Here is a 24,480-nt window from a genome sequence, read left to right on the forward strand (position 1 = left end):
CATGATGAATCGGGGTTCTCAGGATTCGAAGAATTCGGCGCGCGCGTCCAGGATAATCTGGACGTACTTCTCCATGTTGGCGTCCATGCGGTGGGTCGGGCCGACGATGGAAAGGGCGGTGAGCTGCCCGCCCACGCGCCCCGCAATGCCGACGGCCGATACCCCTTCATTGCCTTCGTCGCGGCTATTGAAGTAGTGCTTGGGCAACTGCGATTCGATCTGCGCGCGCAAGGTGTCAGGGTTGGTGATGCTGCTGGCCGTGACGTGTTCAAACGGCAGCGTATCGATTAGCGCATTGCGTTCCGCCGCGTCCATCTCGCCCAGCAGGGCTTTGCCCAATGCTGCAACCTGCAAGTCGAAGGTGGTGCCGGGCTGCACCACGTAGCGCAAGGCGCGCGGGCTCTCCTGGCTGGCGTAGATCTTCACCTTGTTGCCGTCGAGCAAGCCGCACATCGATGACTCGCCGGATTGGCGCGTCAGGATCTCCAGCGCTTCCGAAGCGAAGGACTGCAGCGGGTCGGCTGCCGAGATGCCTTGGGCCACGTCTAGCAGCCTGCCTGTGGGGTGGAAGTAGCGCGATTTCGGCGTGCGCAGCAGGTAGCCCGCCTGACGCAGCGTGTAGAGCAGGTCCGAGCAACTGCTGTCGGCCAGATCGAGAAAGCGCGCCATTTCCGAGTTCGTCAGGGGACGGCGTTCCCGCGCATAGACTTCGAAGACTTGTAGTACACGCTGTGCGGTAGGGAGGATTTGCGGCATAGGATGTCGGAATTGAGTGGGGAACCGGCCCGGGCGGTTGCGTAGTCGGTCATTTCAACGCGGAAATGCCCAGCACGCTCTGTGCCATGAGCAGGGCCTGGATCTGGTTGGTGCCTTCGGCAATGCTCAGGTGGCGGGCGTCGCGGTAGTAACGCTCGACGGGAAACAACGCGGTGTAACCCGCGCCGCCATGCACCTGCATGGACAGTTCCGCCACGCGCAGCACGGCGTCGGTGGCGTGGCGCTTGGCCATCGAACATAGCATCTGGCTGTCGGCGGCGTTGCGGTCCAGCGCGTCGGCGGCGCGCCAGCACAGCAGGCGCGAGGTTTCGACCAGCGTCATCATGTCGGCGATCATATGCTGGACCAGCTGGAAGCCGCCGATGGGCCGGCCGAACTGGACCCGGTCGCCGGCGTATTTTACCGCTGCCTCATAGGCCGCCTCGGCAATACCCAGCGCCGAGAACGCGACTACGCAGCGGCCGATGTTGAGGTATTTCTTGGCCAGCGCGAAACCCTTGCCCTCGGTGCCGATCAGGTTGGCCGCGGGGATCTCCACGTCTTCGAACAGCAACTCGCCCAGCGGGCAGCTCAGCATGCCCATTTTGTGGATGGGGCTGGACGAGAAACCCGGCATGGCGCGCTCGAACAGCAGACAGGACACGCCGCGTTCGCCGCTTTGACGCTGGGTCTGCACGAACACCACGCCCAGCTCGCAAACCGTGCCCAGGCTGATGTAGAGCTTGCGGCCATTGACGCGCCAACCGCTGGCGGTTTCGACGGCGCGGGTTTCGACGTTGGCGGCGTCCGAGCCGATGTTCGGTTCGCTGAGCGCGAAGCTGGCGATCGCCTCGCCCGACAGGACGCGCGGCAGGTACTTTTCCTTGAGATAGGGCGAGCCGCCGTCGCTCAGCACCGAGGCGGCGAGATTGCTGGTGCTGACGATGCTGCGCAGCGAAGGCCAGACGCGCGCCAGCTCGGCGATCAGCATGCCGTAGGTCGTCATCGGCAAGCTATAACCGCCGTCCTTTTCCTGCAGCATGCCGCCCAAGAGGCCGAAGTCGCGCATCGCGCGGACCATTTCCTGCGGGACCACGCGGGCTTCGGCCTCGTAGCGGTTGACGATGGGGGCGACTTCGGCCGTCAGGTAGCGACGCAGCGAATCGCGCAATTCGATCTGGGTGGAGTCCAGTGAGAAGTCCATGCGGGTCCTAGGCGGGTATGGTCGAAAAGAGAAATCCGGTGGCGGTCATGGCAGGCGTTGCCCCAGGCCGGCATCGGCGTCAGGCCGCAGGCCGATCAGCGCGTCCAGCGGCATCACGCCTTGCCCCTCGGCGCCGACCCAGACCGGGTTGAGCTCCATTTCCTGCAAGGCGTCGCGGTGGCTCCAGGCGAAGTCCGAGACCCGCAAGATCAGCGCCTCCAGCGCGGCGAGATCGGCAGCCGCCTCGCCGCGCACGCCGTCCAGCACTTCGGCGTAACGGATCTCGCGCAGCAGCGCGCGCGCATCGTCGCGCGACAGCGGCAGCATGCGGTGGGCCACGTCACGGATGGTTTCGACGAAGATGCCGCCCAGGCCGAAGGTCAGCACCAGGCCGAAGGCTGCATCGCTGTGCACGCCTACCAGCACCTCGCGTCCGCCTGGCGGCAGCATGCGCTCCACCAGGATGCCGTCTATGACGGCGCCAGGGCTATGGCGCGCGACGGCCGCATGGATGGCCGCATAGGCCTCGCGGGCGGCGCCCGTGCTGGCGATGCCGAGCTTGACGCCGCCCGCTTCCGTCTTGTGCGCGATTTGGGCGCTGACGACCTTCATCACCACGGGAAAGCCCAGGCGCTCGGCCTCGCGGGCCGCATGCTCGGCGCTGGTGACTACCTGCCCTTCAGGAATCGGCAGGCCGGCTTCACGCAGTAAGGATTTGGCCGCGGCTTCGCTGAGCATGCGGGCCGGCGCGACGGCGCCATCTGCGTGCCTGGATGCAGCAGCCGTCCCGCCTTCGGGCCGCTGCCACGGTATGGCTTTGGACAGGGCGGCAATGGCGTCTGACAAGGACAGGAAGGGCAGCAGGCCGGCGGTTTCCAGCAACTGGAAACCGCCGCCCAGGCGCCGGCTCATCCAGACCGGGACGATCAGGGTTTCGGTTTCGGCCGCCACCGTGGCGACAGCCTGCGCCATGCCGTCCGTGATGCTGCCGTAATCCATGGGAATGGGAAACAGCACCGTGCCTACCGCCGGGTCGGCGCAAATCGCGCGCAGGCACGCGGCCGAGGCTTGGGGGTTGCGCAGGATGTCGGCGGTGGTGTCGACCGGATTGTCCATGCTGGCGAAATCCGGCAACAGCTTGCGCAGAGCGGCCTTGGTCTCGGGCGCGAACACTGCCATCGGCAGACCGGCGGCGCCGGCAATGTCGGCGGCCAGCGCGGCGGTGCCCCCGGAAAAGGTATAGATGCACAGGCCGTTGCCGCTTTTACGGGTGATGCGCGTCAGCAGGCGCGAGACTGCGAGCAGCTGGTCCAGGTCATCCACTTCGATTGCGCCGAATTGCCGGAACACGGCGCTGTTGACGGCGGCCGTGCCGGCCACCGAGGCCGTGTGCGATTGCGCGGCGCGCACGCCGGCTTCGGAGCGCCCCACCTTCAGCACAACCACCGGCTTGTTGCGGGCGCGCGCCAGCTCCAGCGCCGATGTCAGGCGCCTGCCGTGCTTGACGCCTTCCATCAGAAGGGCGATCACGCTGATCTTCGGATCGTTCGCCATGTGAGCGATGAAGTCCGGGATTTCCAGGTCGACCTCGTTGCCGGCGGAAAACCACAGCCCCACTCCCTGGCCATAGGACAGGCCCTGCAGCAGGTTGCGGCCCAGTCCGCCTCCCTGGGTCGCCAAGCCGATGGAACCGGTGTTCAGATCGTCCTTGAAGGCGGGCGAGAAGGTCATGCCCAGGCGGTCGCGCACATTGACGAAGCCAGGGCAGTTCGGTCCGTAGACGTGCAGGCCGGTGGACTCGCACAGCTGGGCGATCTCGCGTTCCAGGCGCTGGCCTTCCTCGCCGGCTTCCGAGAAGCCGGACGTCATGACGACCGCAAACGGAATGCCGCGCGCCGCGCATTGGCGCAACGCATCCAGCACCAGCGAGGCGTTGATCATGATCAGGGCCACGTCGATTTCGGCCTCGGGCAAGGCGCTGATCGACGGCCAGCAGGGCCGGCCGCCGATCTCCTGGTAGGCCGGATTGACCGCGTACACCTCGCCCGGGACCGCCGAATGCAGCACCAGATTGTCGTACAGGCGGCGCCCTTGGCTGGATTCGCGGGCGGAGGCGCCCACCACGGCCACGTTGCGCGGATTGATGAAGCGGGTCAGGTCTGCGAACGGTTTCATGCCGAGCCCTCCAGGGACCGCAGCACCATCGCGAAGTCGGCCTGGACCACCACGTCGCCGCGCTGGTTGACGGCTTCACGCCGGAACACCACCTTGTCCTTGCCGGGCCGGTACTGCTCGGTCTTTTCCGTCACCGTCACCTGCACGACGATGGTGTCGCCGATGAAGGTGGGTTTGGGAAAGCGGCAATTGATGTCGATCAGCGCCAGCACGTAGGGCTCCAACAAGCGGTAGCCGTTGGATTGGGTGGTCAGCCCGGATAGCACGGACAGTACCAGCAGGCCGTGGGCGATGCGCTGGCCGAAGGGTGTGGACCTGGCGTACTCATGGTCCACGTGCAGGCGGTTGAAGTCGCCGGACAGACAGGCGAAGTTGACGATGTCGCTCTCAGTAATGGTGCGGCCGGCGGACTCGAAGCGGTGGCCGACCTCCAGCGAGGGCAGGCATGTTGGCGGTGGCAGCGGGAGCGGGGTGGCGGGGCTTGCGCTTTGCATGGCTGATCGGATTCCGGAGTAGGGGCGCGGTTAGGGCGTTTTACGAAGCGTAGCGGCCGCCGGTCACGTGCAGCAGTTCGCCCGTGATGAAGGAGGACCGCTCAGAAGCCAGGAAGGCCACGGCGTTGGCGATGTCTTCGACCGCACCCAGGCGCGGCACCGGCTGGCGCGCGAGCGCGTTGGCGCGCAGGGTTTCATAGGTGGACAGGCCGCGCACCAGCGGCGTTTCGATCAAGCCAGGGGCGATGGCATTGGCGGTGATATTGAACTTGCCCTGTTCCAACGCCAGCGCGCGGGTGAAGCCGATCAGGCCAGCCTTGGCGGCCGAGTAGTTGGTCTGGCCGGGGTTGCCCCAGTGCGCGCGCGAGGCGATGTTGATGACGCGGCCCCATTTCCTTTCCATCATCGAGGGCAGGGCGGCCTTGGTGCAGTAGTAAGCGCCCTTCAGGATAGTGTCCACCACCGAATCCCAGTCTTCCACCGGCATCTTGAGCAGGTATTTGTCGCGCGTGAAGCCGGCGTTGTTGACCAGGATGTCGATGCCGCCGAAGGCGTGCGCGGCCAACTCGGCCATGGTCTGGACCTGTTCGGGATCGCAGACGTCGAGCACGGCGCCGATGGCCTCATGGCCGGCCTGCTTCAGGCTGCCGACTGCCTGCTCCACCGATTCCGGGTTGATGTCGGTAATCACAATCCGGGCGCCTTCCTGCGCCAGGGCCAGCGCCGAGGCGTAGCCGATGCCGCGGCCCGATCCCGTGATGACAGCGACTTTACCGGTGAGTTGCAGGTCCATCTCCATTCCCCCTTCTATGACTGGTGGATGCCCTGGCGCATGGATCCGAAATCCGATATTTCGGAAATGGCCGGGCAGGGTTAAATTTATTCCGAGGTACCGAAGAAATATACACAACACCGGAAATATTGACAATTTATATCGGCACCTAGTTATACTGTTCGGTATGTCGGATTTAGTTGGCCCGGCATTCCCCTATCTCTAAAAATGGAAGGAGATCGACTCATGACAATGTTGAAGGGATTGTTGGCCGCGGTACTGAGTCTGGCTGCCGTGGGTGCGGCCAGCGGGGCCGACGCGTATCCGAACAAGCCGGTACGGGTGTACGTGGGCTTCGCACCGGGCGGCGCGACCGACCTGCTCGCGCGCCTGTACGCCAAAAAGTTGGGCGAGCGTTTCAACCAGACATTCATTGTTGAAAACCGCCCTGGAGCCGGCGGCAATATCGCGATCCAGGCGCTGACGCAAGCGCCGGCCGATGGCTACACCATCGCGATGGCGGCCAATTATGTGGCGGCCAACGCCGCCATGAAGCGCAACCCCTACGACTGGGAGCGCGACTTGATGCCCATCGGCATGGTGGCGTCCACGCCCAACATCCTGGTGGTGCCGCCCGGCTCCAGCATCCAGAGCGTCGACGACCTGATCCGCAAGGCCCGCGCGCCGGGCAACAAGCTGACCTTCGCTTCGGCTGGCATGGGGTCGTCCATCCACCTGGCGGGCGAGCTGTTCAAGGTCATGGCCAAGGTCGACATGACGCACGTGCCCTACAAGGGGGTTTCGCCGGCGGAAGTGGACCTGATGTCGGGCTTGGTCGACATGATGTTCGGCAGCGTCTCCACCGCGATCCCGCTGGTGCAGTCCAAGAAGCTGAAGGCACTGGCCGTGACCGGACGCGAACGCATGAAGGCGATGTCGGATCTGCCCACCATCGAGGAGGCCGGCCTCAAGGGCTACGACGTCGAAGCGGTGTACTTCCTGGCGGCGCCCGCCAAGGTGCCGGCGCCGGTTCTGAAGACGCTGGCCGACGCCGTTGCCGACATCAACAAGCAGCCCGACGTGCAGGAGTTCATGGACCGGATCTACGCCCGGCCCTTGACCGGCGGCCCTGAAGAGGCCCGCGCTTTTCTGAAGACCGAAGTGAAGAAGTGGCAGGGCGTGGTCGACGCCACCGGCATGAAGGTGGACTGACGCGACGGTAACGAATCCGCTCATCGGATCCCAGACAACGGGCGCCACAAGCCCGCGGAACACAAAACTATCAGGAGACATACATGAACACACGCAGGCGAGTCGCGCTGGCAGTGCTGGCCGGCCTGATGACCTCATTGGCCCTGCCGCAGATGGCGCGCGCGGCGGATGGCTATCCGAACAAACCTCTGCGCCTGATCGCGCCCAGTTCGCCGGGCGGAATCCTGGACATCACCAGCCGGGTGATAGGGAAGAAATTGTCCGAACGGCTGGGGCAGCCGGTCGTGGTGGAAAACATGGCGGGCGCGGCCGGCATCCTGGGCATGCAAGGCTTGCTGCGCGCCGAGCCCGACGGCTACACGATGGTCATGGGCAGCAGCGGACCCAACGCGGTCAACTACACCCTGTACAGCAAGCTGCCCTACGCGATGTCCGACTTCGCCCCGGTGATCCGCATCATCACCATGCCGAACGCGTTGGTCGTCAATGCCAACGCGCCCGTCAAGACGCTGGCGGAGTTCCGCGACTATGCCCGTAAGAAGCAGGGCAACCTCTCCATGGCGGTCTCCATGATCGGCACGTCCGGCCACCTTGGCGGCGAGTTGCTGAAGAGCCGGCTGGATTTCACGGCGGTCACCGTGCCCTACAAAGGCGCCGCGCCGGCGACCAATGACCTGGTGGCGGGGCAGGTGGATTTCACCGTAGAGAACGTGATCACCGTGGCGCCGCTGGTCAAGGCCGGCAGGCTGCGCGCGCTTGCGGTCACCACCCGCGAGCGCAGCCAGATCCTGCCTGACGTGCCGACCCTGGCCGAGCAGGGCTATCCCGATGTCGACGTCGGCGCCTGGTTGGGCGTGCTGGTCGCGGCGCGCACGCCGCCGGCCGTGGTCGCGCGCCTGAACACGGAGCTCAACGCGGTCCTGGCCGATGAAGAGGTCAGGAAGCAGCTGGCTCAGCAGGGCGGCATTCCGTTGGGCGGCACCCCGGCCGAGTTCGACCGCTTCATCCGGTCGGAAAAAGACCGTTGGGAAAAAATCATCAAGGCCGCCGGCATCAAGGCGGAATGACCTGCAAGCCGGCGGCAACGCGCCGCCGGCTTGCACAGGGAGGAATGATCCATGGCAATCGATTATCAAAACCTGCGCAACTGGAAGTTCGAGGACCGCGTCGATCGCTACAGCGCGCGCGACTGCATGATCTATGCGTTGGGGCTGGGCTACGGCAGTGATCCTGCGAATGAAAGCGAACTGCGCTACGTGCATGAAGAGGAAACGGCCGTGGTGCCGACTTTCCTGGCCACCATCGGGGCGCCCAACGGCTGGGCGGCGGATCCCGCCACCGGCATTGACTGGTTGAAGATCCTGCACGGCGAGCACCGCATGACTTTCCATGCCCCGCTTGCCCCCGCCGGCGCGGTACGCAGCCAGACCCGCGTCACGCGGGTGGTGGACAAGGGCGCCAGCAAGGGCGCGCTGGTCGTGACCGTGCGCGATATTTCGGACGCCGAGAGCGGCGCGCCGCTGGCGACCGTTGAACATGTGTCGTTCTGCCGCGCAGATGGCGGCTTTGGCCCGGGCGACGCATCGCCCGAAGCATTGCCCGCCACGCCAGAGCGTGAACCCGATCAGGTCGTGCTGCTGCCCACGCTGCCGCAACAAGCCTTGCTGTACCGCCTGAACGGCGACCTGAACCCGGTGCATGCGTTGCCGCACATGGCGCGCGCCGCTGGTTTTGACCGGCCCATCCTGCATGGCCTGTGCACCTATGGCATGGCGGCGCGCGCCCTGCTGCAGGCGTGCGCGTGCTCGGCGTCCCAACGGCTCGGCACGATCGCCGCGCGCTTTTCCGCGCCTTTTTTTCCGGGCGAGACGCTGCGCGTGGAGATCTGGCGCGTCGGCGATAGCCTGCAATTTCGCGCAGTGGCCGACGAGCGCGACACGGTGGTGCTGAGCAACGGCGTCGCCAGCCTGGCGCATGTCGCGAACGAGAGGTGAAACCCATGTCTGCACTTGAAGCCCATGCCCGGGAGATGCCCGACCGCATCGCCTACCGCATGATTCCCTCCGGAACCACGGTGACCTGGCGCGAACTGGAGCTGCGCAGCCGCAAATGCGCGGCTGCCTTGCTGGACGCCGGCCTGCGGGCCGGCGACGTGATAGCGGTGTTCCTGGAAAATCACCCGCGTTTTTTTGAGCTGCTGTGGGCCGCGCATCGCGTCGGCCTGTACTACACCACCATCAGCCGCCACCTGAAGCGCGAGGAAGCGCGCTACATCATCGACAACTGCGACGCGCGGGTGCTGTTCTATTCGAGCCACACGCACGCCGAAACGGATGCGGACAGCCTGGATGCGCGCGGCGTGTTGCGCGTCCGCATGGACGGCGCCGACGCCGGCGCGATCTCTTACGAGGCGTGGATCGGCCGCTACGCCGACGATGTGGCGCTGCCGGAAACCCCGGAAGGCACGGATTTCCTGTATTCGTCGGGCACCACCGGCCTGCCCAAGGGCATCAAGCGTCCGCTATCGGTGGCCAACCGCTATTTCCGGGTGGGGGACGCGCCCAGCAGCGCGTGGAAGGCATTCGACCGCGACACGGTCTATCTGTCGACCGCGCCGTTCTATCACGCAGCCCCGGTGCGCTGGAACATGGCGGCACTGCGCGCGGGCGGCAGCTGCGTGATGATGGAAAAATTCGACGCGGCTGCGGCTCTGGATGCCGTCGCCACTTATGGCGTCACGCATTCGCAGTGGGTGCCAACGATGTTCATCCGCCTGCTGCGCCTGCCACGGGAAGTGCGTGAGCACCATGACTTGTCCACGCTGCGCTATGCCGTGCACGCGGCCGCGCCGTGCCCGGCCGACGTCAAGGAAGCCATGATCGCGTGGTGGGGGCCGATCCTGTACGAGTACTACAGCGGCACGGAACTAGTGGGGCGCACGTCGTTGGGCTCCGAGGAATGGCTGACGCATCGCGGGTCGGTCGGCCGGCCGGAGTTCGGCCAGGCTCACATCATGAGCGAGGACGGGCTGAACGAACTGCCCGTGGGACAGCCCGGCGTCATCTACTTTTCTGGCGGCGGTTCCTTTGAATATCACAAGGATCCGGACAAGACGCGCGGCGCCTACAACGCGCGCGGCTGGGCCACTTACGGCGATATCGGCTACCTGGACCAGGATGGCTATCTGTATCTGACCGACCGCCTGTCCAACATGATCGTGTCGGGCGGCGTCAACATCTATCCGCAGGAAGCGGAGAACCTGCTCAGTACGCATCCCGCGGTGGCCGACGTGGCGGTGGTGGGCGTGCCGAACGAGGAGTTCGGCGAGGAGGTGAAGGCGGTCGTGCAATTGCGCGATCCCGCCGCCGCCAGTCCCGAGCTGGCGCAGCAACTGATCGCCTATTGCCGTGACCGCATCTCGCCCGTCAAGTGCCCCAGGAGCGTCGATTTTTCCGGCGACATGCCGCGCACCGAGACCGGCAAGCTGCTCAAGCGCCTGGTCAAACAGCGTTACTGGCCGCAAGCCTAGGCGGCCCACCATGACAGATCAGGAGACGGCATGAACCAGCAGCGCAGACTTTTCTCTGCGGACCATGAACTGTTCCGCGACACCGTGGCGCGTTTCATCGCGGACGAGATCACGCCCTACCACTACCAATGGGAACAGGACGGTCTCGTGCCGCGAGATCTGTGGCGCCGGGCCGGCGCGGCCGGCATCCTGCTGCCCAGCACCCCCGAGGAATACGGCGGGGGCGGCGGGGATTTCCTGCACACCATCATCGTGGTGGAGGAGATCGCCCGCGCGCTGGCCACTGGCGTCACCGGCTTCACTACCCATTCAGACATCGTGGCGCCCTATCTGCTGAACTTCGGCACCGAGCGCCAGAAGCAACGCGACCTGCCCGGCATGGCACGAGGCGACATCGTCGCATCCATCGCGATGACCGAGCCGGGAGCGGGCAGTGACGTCAAGGCCATACGCACCGCGGCGGTCAAGGCGCAGGGGGGCTACGTCATCAACGGCCAGAAGACGTTCATAACCAATGGCTTTCACGCCGACCGGGTGCTGGTGGTGGCCAAGACGGACCCCGGCGCCGGCGCGCGTGGCATCAGCCTGTTCTGGGCCGATACCGCAGCCACTGGATTCACGCGGGGACGGCTGCTGGACAAGGTCGGTCAGAAGGCGCAGGACACGGCCGAGCTGTTCTTCCAGGACATGTTCGTGCCGGACGAGGACATGCTGGGCGAGCCGGGCCAGGGCTTCGGCTATCTGATGAAGGAACTGGTGCGCGAACGCCTGATGATCGCGGTGCGCTGCGCCATGGCGCTGGAGAGCGCGCTGCAATGGACCGTCGACTACACCAAGCAACGGCGCGCCTTCGACAAGGCCTTGATCGACAACCAGTACATCCGGTTCAAGCTGGCCGATATCAAGACCCTGGCCGCCGCCACCCGCGCCTTCGTCGACGGCTGCGTGCAGCAATACCTGGACGGCGAACTCGACGCCGGGGGGGCGGCCATGGCCAAACTTTGGGCGTCCGAAGCCACCAGCGCGATCGATGATCTGCTGCAGTTCCACGGGGGCTACGGCTACATGCGCGAATACCCCATTGCCCGCGCCTACACCGACGTGCGACCCAACCGGATCTACGGGGGCGCCTCGGAAGTCATGCGCGAACTGATCGCCCGTGCGCTTTGAACTTTCTTCTTCGACTTCGACAGGAACTGATCCCTACATGACCAAGCATCTTTCGAAATCGGTCGCCATTGTCGGCGCCGCCGAATCCGACCTGGGGAAAGTCCCCGGCATGACCTCGCTGGACCTGCAGGCGCAGGCGGCCGCCCGAGCCCTGCGCGATGCCGGGCTGACGCTGCAGGACGTCGACGGCGTATTCGCGCATGTGGACGACAAGTTCGCCGGCCTGCATCTGGCGGAATACCTGGGCATACGGCCGCGCTACGTGGATTCGACCAGCGTGGGCGGCATGTCCAGCGTCATGCACATCCGCCACGCCATGGCGGCCATCGAGGCCGGCATGTGCGAGGTGGCGCTGGTGGCCTATGGCAGCACCCAGTTGTCGGACGGCACGCGCAAAGTGGGCGGCACGCCAGAAGACATGCGCATGCCGCGCGGCCAGTTCATCACGCCCTACGGGCAATTGAGCCCCATCGGCTATTACGCGATGGTGGCGCAGCTGCACATGCAGCGCTATGGCACCACCCACAAGGACCTGGCCGAAGTGGCGGTGGCAGCGCGCAAGTGGGCGCAGCTCAACCCCAAGGCCTACCGGCGCGAGGACACCTCGATCGAGGAAGTCATGGCTTCCAAAATGATTGCCGACCCCTTGCGTCAGCGCGACTGCTGCCTGGTGACCGACGCCGGCGGCGCCGTCATCGTCACGTCCGCCGCCCGCGCCCGGACGCTCAAGCGCCCGCCGGTCTACGTGATGGGTATTGCCGAATCCTTCTCGCATCACTACACGCCCTTCAATACGGTGGACTGGTTGGACACCAATGTGGCGCAGACGGCGGATACCGCGCTGGCCATGGCCGGCGTCGCGCGCGCGGACATCGACGTGGTGCAGATCTACGACCACTTCACCATCGGCGTGATCCAGTCGCTGGAGGAACTGGGATTCTGCAAGCGCGGGGAGGGTGGCGCCTTCGTGGCGGATGGGCGCCTGGCTCCCGGAGGCGACTTCCCTATCAATACCTCCGGCGGCGGTCTGTCCTACAACCATCCCGGCCAGTTCGGCATGCTGCTGCTGCTCGAGGCCGTGCATCAACTGCGCAAGGAATGCGGCGAGCGCCAACTGCCCAAGGCTGAACTAGCCCTGGTGCATGCACCCGGCCTGGTTTTTTCCTGCAACACCACCCTGATACTCGGAGTCTGACCATGGACCAAGCCCAACGCCCGCTGCCGCAACCGACCCGGATCACCCAGCCTTACTGGGATGCGGCGAAGGACCATCGCCTGGTCATCCAGCAATGCGGCTGCTGCAAAACGCGCCAGTTCTACCCGCGCGAATTCTGCGCCGCCTGCCTGTCGGACAGCATCGAGTGGATCGAGTCCGCTGGCCGGGGAACCATCTACACCTACACGATCAACCGGCGCCCGAGCAACGCCGCCCTGAGCGAAAAAGTGCCCTATGTCGTTGCCATGATCGACCTGGACGAAGGCGTGCGCATGATGGCCAATATTGTGGAGTGTTCAGCCGAAGCGATCAGAATAGGCGCCCGGGTGCGAGTGTGCTTTGAGCCGGTCTCCCCCGAGATCACATTGCCGCAGTTCAGATTGGAGGCCTAGTTCCCTTGGCCCCCGCCCTTTAAACCCACTGAGAACCGATCCGACGAGAACCCAAGGGCGCTTTAACGCATCGGCTTTGGATCCCAGCACGCCGGGCGTGATTGTCCTGCGGCGCCGGCCCTGGGACAGCCCATGACCCGTCGCGATCATGGCAAGTCTTGTCGTTTCGCGCCTGAGGCGGGCTGCATGAGGCGCCCGCTGGGGTAAGCGGCTCGCGGGAACATCATTTATCGGTTTGGGCGTTCTCACGGCCATGGGCACGCGCTCGGCGCGCTGACGCGCTTTGTCATCCGCGCCGAACGTCGGCTTCCGGCCGCGAGCAGCCGGGGGTGACGGGCGGTTTCCGACCCATTGCTGCCGGTCATCAGCGGCCGCTTCGGGAGGCATTTAGTGCTCCGCTTGAGCAAGCCAAACAGTGTGCCCACCGCAATCCGGGTCTTCGACGACATGCTCCACAACCAGAAACCCATTTTCTTTCAGAAGCGCTCGATACTCTTCGGGAGCCAAACTAGCGTGATAGAGAGGTTCACCACGGTACGAGCCAATGGCTTCACCGTGCGAAGGCCCGCTGGTAAACATCAGCGCAGCGCGCGGTGACGCGTGTCGCTTAAAGATTGGAAACATTCGGCGCTGATCATCGTGGCTGAGATGAAAGAAGCTGTCCCAGGCGAGCAAGCCATCGAATATCCGATCTAGCGCGAGGCCACGCATATCCGCTACACGCCAAGACCGTTGCGGAAACCGCTCACGGCAGAGCGCTATCAACGTTGGGGAGCTGTCGATACCATCCACCGCAAAGCCTTGATCGACGAGATATTCCGCCATCGGCGTGCCTGAACCGCAACCAATGTCGAGTACCGCTGATCCTCGTTTCAATAGCGCACAGAATCTGTCGAGCCAAGCGGCTTCGTTCCCGTTGCTGTGCCGACGATCCGCGACGTAGTCATGCGCATGCCGGTCATACAGATCGATGATCTTGTCCGCGTCTGATTTCATGCGGTCCGACTCCGGGGGATTAATGCCGTGAACAGGCCTACGACGATCATTCTATGCTTTGTTCCATCTGGTGCGCAGCAGCTTACGTTGCACTGTGAATGGCAGTTTTCGCTCGCGCATTTCTTGTTGGCGAATGTCTCAAATTGGCCGAAACCGGTCTTATAAAATATTTTCAGTACCAGAAGCGTGCCTGCGCGCTTTGGAAATTGCGGAGGGTGCGGTCCGTGGGGCCTGAGTCTCGGTCATGGCGCTTCTCGCCACGATAGTAGGTGCGGGTGACGGGACAGAGCATGGTGTGATGCTACAAATACTGAATGGCCATGGGTCTTTGTCGAGGTGTGTGGGTACGAGGAAATTCTTGAACTGCGGCCATATTTCCGAACAAACCGGTTAATGACTACGTAGGGGTTGAGATGGTTGCAGAAAGCGACTGGACTGTTTTTCCCGGCAAGGGGCTGGGGCAACTCAAATTCGGCATGTCCTCGGCGCAGGTGGATGCGCTGTCCGGCACGTACGGCGCCGTTACCGGGCGAGGCAACGACAGCATTCCGGACGATCTCTTGCGCGACACGCTGGAGAAGTTCGGCGGCGCCATGAGCGACGAGGAAAAGCAGGCGTTCATCAGCGTCTATACGCAAAGCGGCCCTTGCGCTGACAGCGTGACCGAAACGCGCGGCAATCCGGGCCTCATACTGGGATACCGGGCTGAGCGCCTGGCCGAAATCATGCCGGCTCAGAATCAGCGTCCGCTATTTCTTGATGGCACGGACATACTGTCGCTCGGCGCGCGGGAGGCGTTGGCGTTGCTTGAGCGCTTGAACGGCGGCCCCGGGCGCTACGCCGCCACAGAGGCGGCCTTCGACAATCTTGCCATGTCGGTGGAGGGCTTCTGCATCGCCGATCCGATTACCGGCGTGCGCATGCTGGATGAGGCCGATGCGCGTTTCGCGGGGCGCACTATGACCTTGCGGGCCGAGCCCTACCTGCCTGAAGGCGAGATGGACCGGTTCGTCATCCATTCGGTCCTGAAGACTGCAATATCATAGATACCCTATCCGGGTAACCCGACATGGCATCGCAGCCGCAACGCTTTCTCGATCATCTCGCCGCTCATGGCTGGACGGTGCTGCGGACCACGCCCACCTCGACGCCAGCGGCCGCGCCGCTCGCGTCCACCGCGCCAACGGCGCCCGACAGGAAGAGGGAGTATGGCCGGACATGCTGCTCGACAGTGCCCGTCTGCGTATCACGGTACGCGCCGACCTTGCGGCCGATTTCAACAGCACCCTGGCACAAGGGTTGCGTACGGCGGTGACGAGCGCGCCGACCGGCGCCGACGTGGCCTTGGTGGCGGCGCTGGCCGCCTTGACAGCCGTGGCTGGCGATTGGGGCCGGCACACGCCTCGACCTGGATGGAAGGAGCGATTCGATGAATACTGAGCAGATTCCACCAGACTATGTGCCGCTTTCCGTGCCGGGCCTGCCTACGCTCTATGGGCAGAAAAATGGCTGGCGCGTATGGCTGACGGCGTTGCCGCTTCCCGCCACGTCGCGATTGCGCGGCGTCGACTCCCTCGCGCCATCCAAGGGCTACGCCCGCGATGACCGCATTGCGGAACCTGGCGAGGTCATCGCCTTGTTCGAGAACGACGATGGCGCCGGCGAGCGGCCGGAGCTGATGATGACTGCGGCGGCCCAATGGTTGTTGGCCCACGACGCGGTGTTCTACCGGGCGGTGATGGACGCGATGCTGGCGGATTTGCCACGCTTGCGTGCCGAGCAGGAGAGCATCGTGTTAAGCGATGACGCCTTCCGCTTGCCTCGGCATTGGGACGAGGGCCTCGTGCGAAAGCTGGTCCGTCTGAACAGCATTACGTTTCATCCTGTCGACGGCGCGCCTTATATCGGCCTGGATTTCCGCTGTGCCTGGGATGAGGAGCACGGCTATGGATTGATGATGGCCGGCATCGAAGTCGTGGAGTCTGGAGGTGCCGACTCCGGGACATTGTCATGGATTGCCGCGCGCCACGCAGAGTCCCGAGGGCCCGGATAATTGCGTCCCGCCTGTGGTTCACGCTTCCGGCGCGGCGCAATGCCAAGCGTCCTTCCGCATTGCCAGTGGCCAGCATTTTCAGGAGAGGGTATGGCTTTGAGGTTACCGGTTCGTTCAATCGCCAACATGGCTGGCAGGCTCAGCCGGCGGCAGCGACATCCTGGCCGCGCGACGCGATTTCGGGCCGCGGTGCTGTTCTTGGCATTGTGCTGCGCACCGATGGCTGTTTGGGCGCAAGACAGCCAGGACGATCGATTCAAGCAGGGTTATGCGGACTACAGCGCCGGCGACTACGGCAATGCGCGGGAAAAGTGGCGCCCCTTGGCCGAAGCTGGCCATGCCAAGGCCCAATATGGCTTGGGCCTCATGTACGCGAATGCGCAGGGTGGGGAAAAAGACGACGCGCTCGCAGTATCGTGGCTGCGCCGTGCTGCCGAGCAGGGCGAAGCAGGCGCGCAGTTCAATCTGGGCGTCATGTATGCCAACGGCCGCGGCGTGCCGCAGGACGACGCGCTCGCCGCGCAATGGTGCGAGAAGGCCGCCGTCCAAGGCAATGCCGAAGCGCAAACCATGCTTGGCCAGATGTACGCTCGCGGCCACGGAGTGGCGCGCCGGGATGACCTGGCGTTGCAGTGGTGGCGCAAGGCCGCAGCGCAGGGCAATGCCGAAGCGCAATACCAACTGGGCGACCATTTTTTCGACGGTCCGTCCACGCAGCAGGATGGTGCCCAGGCCATGCACTGGTTCGCCTTGGCGGCGGCCCAAGGCCATGCAGAGGCGCAAAACAACCTGGGCGCCATCTACGCGCACGGACTCGCCACGGCGCCGGATGCCGGTAAGGCGGTCGAGTGGTTTGGCCGCGCCGCAGAACAGGGGCTGGCCAAGGCGCAGAACAATCTCGGCGCGATGTATTTCACCGGCACCGGCGTTCCCCAGGACGATGCGCTCGCCGTGCAGTGGTGGCGCAAGGCCGCCGACCAGGGAAATGCCGCCGCGCAGGATCGGATGGGTGGGGCGTACCTTTCCGGCCGTGGCGTGCCCCAGGATGATTCGCAGGCGGCGCAGTGGCTGCGCAAGGCCGCGGATCAGGGCCATGCGCCAGCCCAGGACACGCTGGGCACGCTGTATCAGCAAGGGCGAGGCGTGCCGAAGGACGAGTCGCAAGCCGTGCAGTGGTTCCGCCGGGCGGCCGATCAAGGGCTTGAGACGGCGCAGTACAACCTGGCGCAGCAATACGACTTCGGGCGCGGCGTGCCGCGCAGTATTGCATCGGCTCGGGACTGGTACACGAAGGCCGCCGACCAGGGCTACCCACGGGCACAGTTCAATCTTGCCGTGATGTATGCCAACGGCGACGACGTGGCGCAGGACGATGCAAAGGCCGTGCGCCTGATGCGCCAGGCGGCCACGCAGGGCCACCGCTTGGCGACGTTCAGCCTGGGGGTTATGTATGCCGAAGGACGCGGCGTGGCGCGCAACCTGGCGACCGCCTTCGCATTGATCAGCGTCGTTCCCTCGCCGGACGAGGAGATGATGCAGTATCGCGATAGGCTCGCCACCGACATGGCACCCTCCCAACGTGACCATGCGGTGCAACTTGTCAATAAGTTGCTCACCACTGGGGTCACCGAAGAGACACTACGACGCGCGGATGGCCAGTGACTTCGACACGGCGCTGATCGCATCGAATTGGCAAGCTCGGTCTGGCTTTGCCGCAATTGCAATACGGCGCGGGCGCGCCGGGCTTTTGCGTGCGCCGCCGTCAGCAGCCGCTCGGAATCATCGGCAGCTACCGGGCGACAGAAAGCACGCGGCCCTTCCCAGCTAAGTGCCGCCAGGGGGGCGTATTGGCGGAAACGATCCTACCGGCAAGCGAAAGACTGATGGAGTGCCTCGCTTACCAGCGGGCCGGCATTTCCCGCGAGACGGCTGGTCGGCAGCTTGGACAAGTAGCTGTACACCCTGTCCTTCAATTCGTGAGGAAGGACGCCTGTGGGGGTGCACCAGACCGTGCCCTGTGTCTGGTCGGCGATGCCGACGACGTAGGCCTGCGCATAGGAGGAAGCAAATTGGCGGCGAAGCGATGCATCTCGGATCTCTGAGGGCATCCGGCCTTCAAGGGCCGCGGCCAGCTCGACGCCTGTAAAGTGCCAGGTCCTGGTTCCTTGCGCCTGACAGACCGCGCAAGCGGACAGCATGATAACCAGTGGCAGTAATCGCATTGGAGTTTTTACCTCTCTGGCCCGCCTGGCGGCCCTGTCGTGTGCACTCTGTTGTCCCTGCTTGACGCAGGTCTGGTCTCAAAGATGGTCGAGTTGATTGCGCGGGTGGAACTCCGGATCCTCTTTGCCTTCCAGCATCGCGTCCACCATGGCCTCGAATGCGCGAGCGGCTTGGCCGAGTTCTTCGGACGCCAGGAATATGGAGCTGCCGTTTCCGGCGAGGTTCAGCGCAGCCACCGTTTCTCGTTCGTCTTCCTCGCCCCAGAGATAGTCGTGAACCACTGCAAGGCCACGACCATCCGCCTCGAAAAAATCGGCCGCTCCGCGCGCTATCGAAAAAAAAACGATGAGGTCGTAGAGGTTTTCGGAATAGGTCAGCGAGCCTGCGACGAAGCACGTTCCTGTACGATCATAGGCCGCAACTTTGATGTTCTCGGCCTCCGCGGATTTCAGGATGGCCCCCAGCGCCGCGCGGTTGTCCGGATGGCGAGCCAGCATGGCGTCGCATTCCGAAATGAGCCTGCCCAGATCCTGACTGCTGGAGGCAGCCAGATCCTTGCCTTCGGAGAGATACCACTGGCCGCCGATGGAACGCCAGTCCGACCATCTTGATGCCGCCGGCGCCGGGGCAGCGAGCCATCTGGCAAGATTCTCGCGGGACATCTGGAGGTTGAGAAAGGCAGAATAGGGTTCGGACATGGTAGCCGTCGACTCTCAGGTTCTGATCAACGTTGCTTTTACCAAATAAGGGCTGTCAGGCCAACTCTCGACAAGATCCGTTCAGTTGAGAGGCCGGTAGCGAGCAGATAGCTGCGACTTTGGAAGGGGTCAAAGCAATGAACCTTCCGACGAACGGCGCATGATGGCCGGGAGCCGTCTATGACAAAGGCCGCTCCCGCCCCAAAGCGGACGTTAGCGTTGCACGAGAGTGGTCACTAAAAACGGCGCGAGTCCCGCGGGTTTATCACTGACCGTGGCCGCATCGCATTCCTACTTCTGGCAATCGCTAAAAGTAGAGGGATTACAACAGCCTAATCGCAAATACTGGTTTTCAATATTGAAACTAACGTTTACATTGGCAATTTCAACGACAAGAATCCCCATGACTGAAGTGCATATTCATCTTCGCTTTGAAGGCGGAGAGGCGGACTCGGGCCGCTTGCCACTTTATGACGCAGGACAATCTCTTGAGGGAACTGCCCGAACGGTAAATATCATCGCGCACTCGTTCGCCAACAACCAAGTGTTGCGTACGCGTGCAGCTACTGCCGAGGGCGTACAGGCCTATGTGCATGCGCCAAAGAAAGGGTGCTTTGAGGAGAGAATCGATCTAGTCTTCTCAGATCTAGTCACCGAGAAGATCGGGTCTAGCGTGATCACTGGCCACTTTTGGGACTACTTTGTATTCTGCCTAGCATCTGCAACGGGACAAGAGTACGAACCGCAAACTCCTTACTTGCGTAAGATTCTCGACGGCACCGATGCATTCGTGGATGCTGTCGCTCAGAGTGTGGAAAGTCCCCTTGCTCAGATGCAGAGACCCGTCGGAATGCAAGATGGAATGACTCTGAACATTGCTCGCGACCGAGTCGGAGACCTCATTCAGTTCGACAAGTCAACCTATGAACACGTTGCTGTACAGAACACGTCGAAGACAGATGAATACTTCATCGGAAACGTGACGAAGCTAAATGGGATATCCGGCGTGGGAAGAGCTTATTTGCGAGAGTTCGGTGAAACCGTTCCGTTCCTCGTTAATAAGCGAGATAAGAATCAGCGCACCGTTCAAGCTGCCGGCGCTTCGCTCCACGAATATCTCAGTGACCCAGACAACGACGTGGGTGGAGAGCGCACGTTCCGCGCTCGCCGTGTTCACTCCGCTCATGGACGTCTGATCCGCCTGCTTGTAGACGAAATCAACGTTAACTGAGCTGGTCTCAATGGACAGATATTGTGCGGCGGTCAAGATACCGCTTGTAGACCGTTGTATGCCGATGGCTGACTGGTCAAGCCTGTGGTCCAGCTTGGGGACGCTCGGTACACTCGTGTTCGGGACGATAGGCGCTGTTGCTGCGATCCTGGGCGTACACAAGGTGCTTATCGAGCTACGCAACCTCAAGGAACAGAAAGTGCGCGAGTCAGGAATTCGTGCTGAAGAATTAGCTCTCAAGCGAACTCAATTTTTTTTGGCTCAGCACAGACGACTTTTCGAAGATCCAGACCTAGCCAGCGTCTTGCAACATCTGGATGGCGACGGAGACGCGCTGGCCACCCCAGAGATGGCGGACAAGAATCGAAAGTTTCTTACCTTCATCGAAGAAATAGCTTTATTGGTGAACTCTAGCCAAATCAAGCCGGAAGTGGCCTTTTACATGTTCGGGTGGTATGCACGATGCGCTAGAAATGGATCCAACTTCAACGAAAATATAGACACTAGTGAAGCGCACTGGGCGATATTTCAAGCGTTTGCAGACGACTCCGCAGCCTACGCTGAGAAGAATCCACAGGGCCCTCAAAACCCTTTGACGCTATAACAACCAGTTGGGGCACGCCAAGCGACTGACCGACGCCTATCTATCTGCTAGCGCCTCGCACACCGCCACGTCGAATCGGGTCAGCGTGGCCTTTTAATCAACGAGACTTATGTGTACTTGACCTTCTCGTGAGGGCATGGTCCGTTTATCACTCCCCTGAATGATGCTTCTCACCACGCGACAGCCGTGATTCGTTTTCACTGTTATGGCCTATTTCAACGAGTGTTGAAATAGGCCATAACAGTGAAATTCAGACATCGTCGGATTTGCTAGCGGACACCTCGGCAGCTTGTAGGGCCTGTCCTTTGCTAAGTTCGCCCTTCATCTTGGCACCGAGCGCAGAATGGAACCGGGTAACTTTCCGATCTTCCCCCGCGCGCTGTGGATGGCGCTTGCCTCGGCAGGCTCGGTTGAAGCGAGAGCAAATACTGCTTGGTGCACCTGAGCTCGGATGCGACGCCGCTCAATCGCTGACAGAACTGGATGTTCATTGGTGACCAAGCTGTTGACTATCATCGGAACGCTTCACGGTAAACCCGTGGCGCTGAATGAAGCCGATCGCCGTCCTTGTACTGCGGGTAATTTCGTCCTGGGCAACGGGAGTTTGCTTCGAGAGGGTGATGTCGTCCGTCAGCCTCGAGTAATTCCAGCCCCGCACTTGAAGAGCCCGCACTAAGTCGTATTCGCTCTCCCGCAGTACCAGGTTAGCTAGGCAGCTGCTGGTCGGAGCGCCTTGTGGAAGGAAGCAGTCCTTCGTAGTCAGCTTGATGAGCAACTCGGCTACCTGTCTAGGGAACCAGAAAACACCACTGCCCTCTTGGCCCAAACAACTGATGATGGATCGACACTAAGATAAGGCGTGCCAGTTCGGAACTCTTGGAGCGAACCCGAAGAGCGGCGTAGCCCCAGAACCTTGCGTGAACAAGAGAATGTCGAACAGACGCCCTGGCTCGTCGACCAACCAGGGATAATGGCTATCAGCGGCCGCGCCTGTTAGCAAGGCCCTATTTGCGGCAAAACATTCACCGAGATAGAAGGGCAACCGCGTCAGCTTCCGCGCTCTGAGGCTGCCCATGTCGGCTGGCAGCAAGAACTGAGTAGCGGTGGTGCCGACGAAGCCGGCGCTCGACAGCCCTCGGCGAACTTGACTGTCCAACGCCGGCATAAAGCCGGTCAGCAGAAGGAGCACTTTCATTGGATATGTAACGTTCGTATTTCCAATGAGAAGTAGGGCTGACATGTTGGACAGGACGGAAAGCAGACGCGTATCAAATTCTGTGCAATGTGCTTCGGCAGCCAAGCCTCCAATCATGCGGGCGTGACCGTCGACTACTGTTAGCGTTGCAAGTGCTCCGCCCGTGAATCCAACAAGAGACGCATGAAACGTAGGGTTCAGCAAGGTCGCTATCAAAGCTGGCAATTCCTGGACACCTGGGGCCTTTCTGCTGCCAGCCCCCCAGTTAATGAGGACGGTTCTCAGCGCGCGTGCCAATAGCGCCGCGTTTGCTTTAGTCGGTGCTGCCAGGTATGGCTTCGCCAATCCATTTACCAAGTGATAATCATGGTGGTATCCAGCATTGAACGAATTAATGGCGGTGACGATGGCCGCGTGGGGTGCAACAACAGTTAGTGGCATCGCTTCCAGTTCCCTACACATGCCCTTTGAACTCTTTTGAGAATTGCTGCCATAGCTCTACGTGTTCCCCACATTTGCGCGCTACTTGAATTGTGAGACCTCCACGTGTCTACGAAAGCCCGGGCGATTCACACATCCCACTCTTGTGACCGTTATTTTTAAATGGGGAGTCAGAGTCGTAGACTACCCCATCACTTCAATGAAACAACGATGCCAATCACAGCCAAGGCAGTTCCCGTGATCCACTGCCAGTGCTCCAGCCAGAAAGCAGCTAGCAACTTAATTGCCTTTACAAGCGGGGGCTGCTTGTAATGTCCTGGTCCAATAAAGACTACGTGACTGTCCGGATCATTTGGAGGTGGAGGCACGTAGGTGCCTTGGTACCATTCTCGCACGCGCTGTCTAATGCTCTTCTTGACGTTCAGGTGCCTGTTCATGTTGAGAGTGGACTGGAGGGAGCTCTATGTAGACACTCAAGTAGCGTCGCCCGGCCTTGTTGTGCGAGGAAAGAACCCTTAGCTTTTCCAACTAGCAAACGCAGAGTTATTCGGTTCACCATCACGGCCGAGAAGTTTTTCGGAGCTGCTTAGGTAAGAGGTGGTCAAGTTCTGAGTCGCTGAAGAAAAGCTCTTCCTGATGCTTGAGCGCGTTCTGCGCCGCGACGTAGGCTTTCGCATCCGTTCGGGGCGCGCTGCGGTAAATCTGCTCAAGCTCCTCGTTCATCGAGTCTCGTGCCGCAGCCGCTGCGTCGATCGAACCGCCCCGGGCAAGATCGACCAGGACGCTGAGTAGACGCTCTCGAACCCCCCATAATTTGGAAGCAGTCACAGTGTGCTTCTGCGCTTGCTCACCCAAGCTGGCCTCCTTGAAATACAGCAATAGCCCCAGTAGCACGGTTGAAAGCAGCGCACCCGCAATCGTCCCGGCCTTGCTATCTCCGAGCGCTGCAATCACAAGGCTCCCAGACGAAATTGCGGACAGAGCGATCTCAATCCGCTTGATGAGCTTATAGCGAGCGATATACCCGTCCGCCATTTTTTCGTGCGTCTTGTGCGTGTAGGCAACGCGTCCATACATTTCGCGAAGCTGCCCTTCTAAAGTGTCGTTCATCATGGTCACGATGGAAACTGAGTCCCGTAGATTTGCCGAAACTTATTCTTAGCCGCCCAGTTTTCGTTGGCTAGAACGTTCTTGATTGCGTCCACGGCGAGCGTATGGGCCATTCGTGCTTTGCGTTCGAATCCCCCCGTTCTCCGAGCCCAGGACTGACTGCCTGGCGCTCGCCAGTGGTTTTGGCTCGAGTCTTGATTCGCGAGAAAGTTAAAAAAGTCACGCGTCATAAAATCGTAGTAGAGATACGATTTGAGGCGGTGCTCCCATGTTTCAATGAACTGGTACGCGAGGGTGTCAATAAGCATCCCGCTCATCGGTACGTCGTTAGTATCGCGCCAGGCACGAACCATACGTCCGAGCGGGACTAAGTTGTAGTTGCAAGCTTGATTGCGTGTCGCAAATGCGTTGATCTCGTCTTTGGGCCAACATACCTTCCAGCTGCCTCCGTTGTTGTCATCTGCGAACGTGTAGCTGCCGTCAGTATTGAGAAAAACCGGCACGATCTCGAACGTGACGTTGTCAGTGAAGGGAATTTGGACGATCTGCCCATCAGCAATAACGACCGAGTTAGGGTAAGTTACTTCGATAGAGCGCTTCACCGATTGCAAAAGGGCCGACTGTCCGTTCGAAGAATGGCCGTCGTACTGCTTGTAGATGCTGTATGGCAATACGTACATGAGGTCAATGTCACTTACGCTGGCCACAGCTGTATTCCGTCCGTAAGATCCCCCATAGAAACGATTGGCTGTGTCAGATGTGGAATCCCGGAAGTCTGAATTGAGCCTTCTTGTGAGCCGTCCAGTTCGGTCAGCGATTGAAGCGCGCTTCAAAATGCCGGGCGGCAAAGCGCCGCAAAAAGTACTGAACCAGTCCGCCACTGACATGTTCGTTGGCCTCTAAGGTCTTGATTAGGAATCGGTGAACCCGGGGATGCCCCGTGCAACGCTCGTCTGCATCAGATGTGCTGTAATTTTATCCCAACGACTGTCAAGTAAAATTGAAAGTC

General features: G+C 61.9%; 24 protein-coding genes. 13 read left to right on the forward strand and 11 right to left on the reverse strand.

What is annotated here, in order from left to right; translation table 11 throughout:
* Positions 1–18 precede the first annotated feature (18 nt).
* The 5 genes from API01S_RS23975 to API01S_RS23995 are packed head-to-tail and all read right to left on the reverse strand — an operon-like array spanning position 19 to position 5,422.
* The gene (locus tag API01S_RS23975) at positions 19–756 is read right to left on the reverse strand and encodes an IclR family transcriptional regulator (protein ID WP_050730755.1); all 738 of its coding nucleotides are present in this window, start codon (positions 754–756) and stop codon (positions 19–21) included.
* Between the two features lie 49 nt (positions 757–805).
* Complete coding sequence (locus API01S_RS23980; protein ID WP_061306325.1) at positions 806–1,960, reverse strand: acyl-CoA dehydrogenase family protein; 1,155 nt, start codon at positions 1,958–1,960, stop codon at positions 806–808.
* A gap of 45 nt (positions 1,961–2,005) precedes the next feature.
* On the reverse strand, positions 2,006–4,135 hold the full coding sequence (locus tag API01S_RS23985) for an acetate--CoA ligase family protein (protein WP_061306326.1): 2,130 nt from the start codon (positions 4,133–4,135) through the stop codon (positions 2,006–2,008).
* Positions 4,132–4,629, reverse strand: a complete 498-nt coding sequence (locus API01S_RS23990) for a MaoC/PaaZ C-terminal domain-containing protein (protein WP_061306327.1) — start codon at positions 4,627–4,629, stop codon at positions 4,132–4,134. Before API01S_RS23990 ends, API01S_RS23985 begins: the two co-directional genes overlap by 4 nt.
* A gap of 40 nt (positions 4,630–4,669) precedes the next feature.
* Positions 4,670–5,422, reverse strand: a complete 753-nt coding sequence (locus tag API01S_RS23995; RefSeq protein WP_061306426.1) for a beta-ketoacyl-ACP reductase — start codon at positions 5,420–5,422, stop codon at positions 4,670–4,672.
* Between the two features lie 225 nt (positions 5,423–5,647).
* Between API01S_RS23995 and API01S_RS24000 the strand changes: the two genes are divergently transcribed.
* From API01S_RS24000 to API01S_RS24030, 7 genes are all read left to right on the forward strand, one after another.
* Positions 5,648–6,613 carry a tripartite tricarboxylate transporter substrate binding protein gene (locus API01S_RS24000; RefSeq protein WP_061306328.1) on the forward strand — a complete coding sequence of 322 codons (966 nt, stop codon included), beginning with the start codon at positions 5,648–5,650 and terminating at the stop codon, positions 6,611–6,613.
* An 83-nt stretch (positions 6,614–6,696) separates the two neighbouring features.
* Positions 6,697–7,680 (forward strand): Bug family tripartite tricarboxylate transporter substrate binding protein, encoded by a 984-nt coding sequence (locus API01S_RS24005; protein WP_050730760.1) that lies wholly within the window; start codon positions 6,697–6,699, stop codon positions 7,678–7,680.
* 51 nt (positions 7,681–7,731) lie between these two features.
* Positions 7,732–8,607: a MaoC family dehydratase gene (locus API01S_RS24010; RefSeq protein WP_061306329.1), complete on the forward strand. Its 876-nt coding sequence runs from the start codon at positions 7,732–7,734 to the stop codon at positions 8,605–8,607.
* Between the two features lie 5 nt (positions 8,608–8,612).
* The gene (locus tag API01S_RS24015) at positions 8,613–10,142 is read left to right on the forward strand and encodes an AMP-binding protein (protein WP_061306330.1); all 1,530 of its coding nucleotides are present in this window, start codon (positions 8,613–8,615) and stop codon (positions 10,140–10,142) included.
* 30 nt (positions 10,143–10,172) lie between these two features.
* The gene (locus API01S_RS24020) at positions 10,173–11,312 is read left to right on the forward strand and encodes an acyl-CoA dehydrogenase family protein (protein ID WP_061306331.1); all 1,140 of its coding nucleotides are present in this window, start codon (positions 10,173–10,175) and stop codon (positions 11,310–11,312) included.
* A gap of 37 nt (positions 11,313–11,349) precedes the next feature.
* Positions 11,350–12,507, forward strand: a complete 1,158-nt coding sequence (locus tag API01S_RS24025) for an acetyl-CoA acetyltransferase (protein WP_061306332.1) — start codon at positions 11,350–11,352, stop codon at positions 12,505–12,507.
* 2 nt (positions 12,508–12,509) lie between these two features.
* Entirely contained in the window at positions 12,510–12,920 is a 411-nt protein-coding gene (locus API01S_RS24030) for a Zn-ribbon domain-containing OB-fold protein (protein WP_061306333.1), read from the forward strand.
* A gap of 387 nt (positions 12,921–13,307) precedes the next feature.
* Here API01S_RS24030 and API01S_RS24035 read toward each other — a convergent pair whose 3' ends face one another.
* Complete coding sequence (locus tag API01S_RS24035; protein ID WP_061306334.1) at positions 13,308–13,916, reverse strand: class I SAM-dependent DNA methyltransferase; 609 nt, start codon at positions 13,914–13,916, stop codon at positions 13,308–13,310.
* A 413-nt stretch (positions 13,917–14,329) separates the two neighbouring features.
* Between API01S_RS24035 and API01S_RS24040 the strand changes: the two genes are divergently transcribed.
* The 4 genes from API01S_RS24040 to API01S_RS24055 all read left to right on the forward strand — a co-directional run bounded on the left by API01S_RS24040 (position 14,330) and on the right by API01S_RS24055 (position 17,631).
* The gene (locus API01S_RS24040) at positions 14,330–14,962 is read left to right on the forward strand and encodes a hypothetical protein (protein ID WP_061306335.1); all 633 of its coding nucleotides are present in this window, start codon (positions 14,330–14,332) and stop codon (positions 14,960–14,962) included.
* A 172-nt stretch (positions 14,963–15,134) separates the two neighbouring features.
* Positions 15,135–15,356, forward strand: coding sequence for a hypothetical protein (locus tag API01S_RS29245; RefSeq protein WP_061306336.1), 222 nt, complete (start codon positions 15,135–15,137; stop codon positions 15,354–15,356).
* Entirely contained in the window at positions 15,346–15,969 is a 624-nt protein-coding gene (locus tag API01S_RS24050; protein WP_061306337.1) for a DUF6985 domain-containing protein, read from the forward strand. Before API01S_RS29245 ends, API01S_RS24050 begins: the two co-directional genes overlap by 11 nt.
* 126 nt (positions 15,970–16,095) lie before the next feature.
* Positions 16,096–17,631, forward strand: coding sequence for an SEL1-like repeat protein (locus tag API01S_RS24055; RefSeq protein WP_084802500.1), 1,536 nt, complete (start codon positions 16,096–16,098; stop codon positions 17,629–17,631).
* A 200-nt stretch (positions 17,632–17,831) separates the two neighbouring features.
* Here the strand turns inward: API01S_RS24055 and API01S_RS29380 are convergent, their stop codons facing one another.
* Together API01S_RS29380 and API01S_RS24065 are read right to left on the reverse strand one after the other, a co-directional pair.
* A complete protein-coding gene (locus tag API01S_RS29380; RefSeq protein ID WP_061306339.1) occupies positions 17,832–18,191 on the reverse strand; it encodes a Rap1a/Tai family immunity protein in 360 nt (119 codons plus the stop codon).
* A gap of 78 nt (positions 18,192–18,269) precedes the next feature.
* Complete coding sequence (locus tag API01S_RS24065; protein WP_061306340.1) at positions 18,270–18,890, reverse strand: hypothetical protein; 621 nt, start codon at positions 18,888–18,890, stop codon at positions 18,270–18,272.
* A 403-nt stretch (positions 18,891–19,293) separates the two neighbouring features.
* Here API01S_RS24065 and API01S_RS24070 point away from each other — a divergent pair, with 403 nt between their 5' ends.
* Both API01S_RS24070 and API01S_RS24075 read left to right on the forward strand, forming a co-directional pair.
* Positions 19,294–20,121, forward strand: a complete 828-nt coding sequence (locus API01S_RS24070) for a DUF7946 domain-containing protein (RefSeq protein WP_061306341.1) — start codon at positions 19,294–19,296, stop codon at positions 20,119–20,121.
* 58 nt (positions 20,122–20,179) lie between these two features.
* Positions 20,180–20,725 (forward strand): hypothetical protein, encoded by a 546-nt coding sequence (locus API01S_RS24075; RefSeq protein ID WP_156487171.1) that lies wholly within the window; start codon positions 20,180–20,182, stop codon positions 20,723–20,725.
* Between the two features lie 847 nt (positions 20,726–21,572).
* Here API01S_RS24075 and API01S_RS29250 read toward each other — a convergent pair.
* The 3 genes from API01S_RS29250 to API01S_RS24095 all read right to left on the reverse strand — a co-directional run bounded on the left by API01S_RS29250 (position 21,573) and on the right by API01S_RS24095 (position 24,358).
* Positions 21,573–22,382, reverse strand: a complete 810-nt coding sequence (locus API01S_RS29250) for a hypothetical protein (protein WP_156487172.1) — start codon at positions 22,380–22,382, stop codon at positions 21,573–21,575.
* Between the two features lie 537 nt (positions 22,383–22,919).
* Positions 22,920–23,474, reverse strand: a complete 555-nt coding sequence (locus API01S_RS24090) for an SLATT domain-containing protein (protein WP_061306345.1) — start codon at positions 23,472–23,474, stop codon at positions 22,920–22,922.
* Between the two features lie 2 nt (positions 23,475–23,476).
* On the reverse strand, positions 23,477–24,358 hold the full coding sequence (locus API01S_RS24095; protein ID WP_061306346.1) for an SMODS domain-containing nucleotidyltransferase: 882 nt from the start codon (positions 24,356–24,358) through the stop codon (positions 23,477–23,479).
* Between the last annotated feature and the right edge of the window lie 122 nt (positions 24,359–24,480).

Source organism: Achromobacter piechaudii NBRC 102461, assembly GCF_001571245.1.
Taxonomy (GTDB): domain Bacteria; phylum Pseudomonadota; class Gammaproteobacteria; order Burkholderiales; family Burkholderiaceae_B; genus Achromobacter; species Achromobacter piechaudii.

Excerpts from the sequence above, each read along its gene's own strand:
- API01S_RS24075 (WP_156487171.1), top strand. The coding sequence starts at position 20,180 with ATGCCGATGGCTGACTGGTCAAGCCTGTGGTCCAGCTTGGGGACGCTC.
- API01S_RS23975 (WP_050730755.1), bottom strand. The coding sequence starts at position 756 with ATGCCGCAAATCCTCCCTACCGCACAGCGTGTACTACAAGTCTTCGAA.
- API01S_RS24025 (WP_061306332.1), top strand. The coding sequence starts at position 11,350 with ATGACCAAGCATCTTTCGAAATCGGTCGCCATTGTCGGCGCCGCCGAA.
- API01S_RS23995 (WP_061306426.1), bottom strand. The coding sequence starts at position 5,422 with ATGGACCTGCAACTCACCGGTAAAGTCGCTGTCATCACGGGATCGGGC.
- API01S_RS24050 (WP_061306337.1), top strand. The coding sequence starts at position 15,346 with ATGAATACTGAGCAGATTCCACCAGACTATGTGCCGCTTTCCGTGCCG.
- API01S_RS24095 (WP_061306346.1), bottom strand. The coding sequence starts at position 24,358 with ATGTCAGTGGCGGACTGGTTCAGTACTTTTTGCGGCGCTTTGCCGCCC.
- API01S_RS24035 (WP_061306334.1), bottom strand. The coding sequence starts at position 13,916 with ATGAAATCAGACGCGGACAAGATCATCGATCTGTATGACCGGCATGCG.
- API01S_RS24020 (WP_061306331.1), top strand. The coding sequence starts at position 10,173 with ATGAACCAGCAGCGCAGACTTTTCTCTGCGGACCATGAACTGTTCCGC.
- API01S_RS24065 (WP_061306340.1), bottom strand. The coding sequence starts at position 18,890 with ATGTCCGAACCCTATTCTGCCTTTCTCAACCTCCAGATGTCCCGCGAG.
- API01S_RS29245 (WP_061306336.1), top strand. The coding sequence starts at position 15,135 with ATGCTGCTCGACAGTGCCCGTCTGCGTATCACGGTACGCGCCGACCTT.
- API01S_RS29380 (WP_061306339.1), bottom strand. The coding sequence starts at position 18,191 with ATGCGATTACTGCCACTGGTTATCATGCTGTCCGCTTGCGCGGTCTGT.
- API01S_RS23980 (WP_061306325.1), bottom strand. The coding sequence starts at position 1,960 with ATGGACTTCTCACTGGACTCCACCCAGATCGAATTGCGCGATTCGCTG.
- API01S_RS24005 (WP_050730760.1), top strand. The coding sequence starts at position 6,697 with ATGAACACACGCAGGCGAGTCGCGCTGGCAGTGCTGGCCGGCCTGATG.
- API01S_RS24070 (WP_061306341.1), top strand. The coding sequence starts at position 19,294 with ATGACTGAAGTGCATATTCATCTTCGCTTTGAAGGCGGAGAGGCGGAC.
- API01S_RS24090 (WP_061306345.1), bottom strand. The coding sequence starts at position 23,474 with ATGATGAACGACACTTTAGAAGGGCAGCTTCGCGAAATGTATGGACGC.
- API01S_RS24010 (WP_061306329.1), top strand. The coding sequence starts at position 7,732 with ATGGCAATCGATTATCAAAACCTGCGCAACTGGAAGTTCGAGGACCGC.
- API01S_RS24000 (WP_061306328.1), top strand. The coding sequence starts at position 5,648 with ATGACAATGTTGAAGGGATTGTTGGCCGCGGTACTGAGTCTGGCTGCC.
- API01S_RS24015 (WP_061306330.1), top strand. The coding sequence starts at position 8,613 with ATGTCTGCACTTGAAGCCCATGCCCGGGAGATGCCCGACCGCATCGCC.
- API01S_RS24030 (WP_061306333.1), top strand. The coding sequence starts at position 12,510 with ATGGACCAAGCCCAACGCCCGCTGCCGCAACCGACCCGGATCACCCAG.
- API01S_RS23990 (WP_061306327.1), bottom strand. The coding sequence starts at position 4,629 with ATGCAAAGCGCAAGCCCCGCCACCCCGCTCCCGCTGCCACCGCCAACA.
- API01S_RS29250 (WP_156487172.1), bottom strand. The coding sequence starts at position 22,382 with ATGTGTAGGGAACTGGAAGCGATGCCACTAACTGTTGTTGCACCCCAC.
- API01S_RS23985 (WP_061306326.1), bottom strand. The coding sequence starts at position 4,135 with ATGAAACCGTTCGCAGACCTGACCCGCTTCATCAATCCGCGCAACGTG.
- API01S_RS24055 (WP_084802500.1), top strand. The coding sequence starts at position 16,096 with ATGGCTGGCAGGCTCAGCCGGCGGCAGCGACATCCTGGCCGCGCGACG.
- API01S_RS24040 (WP_061306335.1), top strand. The coding sequence starts at position 14,330 with ATGGTTGCAGAAAGCGACTGGACTGTTTTTCCCGGCAAGGGGCTGGGG.